A 2,455-nucleotide genomic window follows, 5' to 3' on the forward strand; every position below is an offset into this window, starting at 1 on the left:
ACGGTGATCGGCGTCACGGGAACAAATGGTAAGTCAACAACCGTTACAATGCTCAGACACATTATTTCCGGAAAGAATCGAAAGGTCTTTCAGGGCGGAAACCTCGGTTACCCTCTCGCAGGTGTGGCAGAAGAGGTTTATGATTACTACGTGCTCGAAGTCAGTTCCTTCCAGCTGAAGTGGTTTGCGGAGGAACGAGTCCGCTTCCACTTGTCGGCCGTAATAAACCTTGGAGAAGACCATCTAGATTATCACAGAAGCATTGACGACTATTTCAAATCTAAACTGCGGTTGGCAAAGATGACCGAAGGTATTACTGTTGTTCCAAAGGCGGTAGCCGACTGTCAAAAAGAGCTTTTGAAAGGCTCTAAGCTCCGTCCGTTTGTAGCACTTGGGGAAGGATTTGACAGTTTTGACAGAGAACATTTGAGAGTGAGAGGCATTGAGTTCAGAACGTCAGATCTTCCATTTACCGGTCTGCACAATTACGAAAATGTTCTGGTAGTGTTATTGATTTCGCAGCTTATAGGTCTGTCCGCCGAGGATGTATTTCAGGAACTGAAAAGCTATACCTTTCTCTCTCACAGATTGCAGCTTGTGCGAGAGCTAGAAGGAGTAAAATACTACGACGATTCAAAAGCAACTAATGCACATGCTGTCAGTGCAGCCTTAAGGAGCTTCGAGCCTTCAAAGACTATTCTTATTCTTGGTGGAAGGGAAAAGGACGAGACTTACTCGGAACTGATCGAACAACTCGGTCAACTTAAACACGTGGTCATGCTTGGGAGTTCAATGAAGATATTATCTGCTAAACTTCAGATGAGGGGAATACCGGTCTCCGGCGCGGCAAACATGGCCGACGCGGTAAAAATATGCAGGGGACTTGCCACAAAGGGCGACAATGTTGTTCTCAGTCCGGCGGGATCCAGCTATGACCTTTATATCAATTATAGCGAGAGAGGAAACCACTTTAGAGAAATAGTAATGGCACTGGAGTGAGTATGAAGAGGACCTATTTGGTGCTGGCGCTGTACACCAGTGTCTTCGTGATTTTTGGGCTGGTGTTCATTTATAGTGCCGGGATAAGCATGGAGGCGAGACACCCGGACGTGACTGCTTCCGGGTTTTTAGAGAAGCAGCTGATAGCTTATGCAATAGGTCTTGCGGGAGCTCTCATAATGATATATATGAAAGGTCCCTGGCATTTCAAGAACGCCTTTACCATCTATTATCCGCTTACGCTTATTATGCTGGTTGCCGTGCTCTTTTTTCCAGACAGGGGTGGGTCAAACAGATGGATAGATATTGGCAGCTTCTCGCTCCAAGTCTCGGAGTTTGCAAAGATCTCTTTGCTTCTAGTTCTAGCTAAACATTTCGGAGGTTTAAAGAAGAGAAATTTCCTGACTACTTTTCTGATCCCTCTAGGAATGACTGCGCCACTTGCCATACTCGTATTTATTGAGCCGGATCTCTCTACCACTGGGATTATCGTTGCAATTGCCTTTGTCATGATGATAATCGGCGGTATCAAAATGCGTTATTTGTCGCTAGCACTTATCTTCGTTGTAATTTTGGTGCTAGTTCTGTACAGTGGCGGATTCATAGAGGACTATCAGATTCAGAGGATAACCTCCTTCTTGACTTCTTTAACTGGCGAGGAACATGAGCAAGTCTCATACTCCCTTATGGCGATTTCTTCGGGCGGTCTCACCGGTAAAGGTCTTGGTATGGGACTTGTCAAATATTACCTGCCCGTAAGCTACTCCGACTTCATTTTTGCAGTTATTGGAGAGGAACTCGGTCTCGTTGGATTGCTTGTGCTAATGTTTGCCTATGTTGGCTTTATAAGAGAGCTTATCGTTGTCGGGCTCAGAGGCTCGAGAACACTCGAAGGCAAGCTCTACATAATTGGATTCGCTCTTTACATAATGATCCAGGCTACGATTAATATTGCCGTAAATTTGGGTCTCTTTCCACCTACTGGTGTCACACTGCCCTTCGTAAGTTCGGGGGGCTCTTCGATAATGTCATTGATGATTGGTTACGGACTGGTCTTCTCAATACTCTTAGAATCTGAAGAAGAAAAAGAAAAGGGACTCCAGGATGAAAAAACTTAAAATTGCCTTTTGTGGCGGGGGAACCGGAGGACACTATTATCCTGCAGTTGCAATTCTGCATGCCCTGAGTCGTGTAAGAGAAATAGAGCTGTTGTATTTCACGGTTTGGGGAAAGATAGATGATAGAAGTGTTGATAGAGATTTCCCCGGGGTAAGGAAGATGTCACTGAAGCTCACTGGACTGAAAAGGCCCCTGTACAGTCCTGCCAATGCCAGTATTTTCTTTTCACATCTCAGAACTGAAAGGTCTGTAAAGAGACAGCTTGCCGAATTCAGCCCCGATTTCCTTTTTTCAACGGGCGGATACGTTTCCTATCCAGTTGTCAGAGCGGCAAAGA

3 protein-coding genes are annotated in these 2,455 nt (G+C 45.4%); all 3 read left to right on the forward strand.

Annotation, left to right across the window (positions count from 1 at the left end; genetic code table 11):
• Positions 1 to 999: UDP-N-acetylmuramoyl-L-alanine--D-glutamate ligase (gene murD, locus BG32_RS02160; RefSeq protein ID WP_121526329.1), on the forward strand; the 999-nt coding region annotated here is incomplete at its 5' end.
• Positions 1,000 to 1,001: 2 nt separating this feature from the next.
• Entirely contained in the window at positions 1,002 to 2,117 is a 1,116-nt protein-coding gene (locus BG32_RS02165) for an FtsW/RodA/SpoVE family cell cycle protein (protein WP_121526330.1), read from the forward strand.
• A partial coding sequence (locus BG32_RS02170; protein WP_147434802.1) for a glycosyltransferase occupies positions 2,104 to 2,455 on the forward strand: 352 nt, incomplete at its 3' end. The genes BG32_RS02165 and BG32_RS02170, both read left to right, overlap by 14 nt.

It is taken from the genome of Mesotoga sp. HF07.pep.5.2.highcov, from assembly GCF_003666285.1.
GTDB lineage: Bacteria > Thermotogota > Thermotogae > Petrotogales > Kosmotogaceae > Mesotoga > Mesotoga prima.

What these genes read in the sequence shown, in the direction of transcription:
- BG32_RS02165 (WP_121526330.1), top strand. Translation starts at nt 1,002, where the DNA reads ATGAAGAGGACCTATTTGGTGCTGGCGCTGTACACCAGTGTCTTCGTG.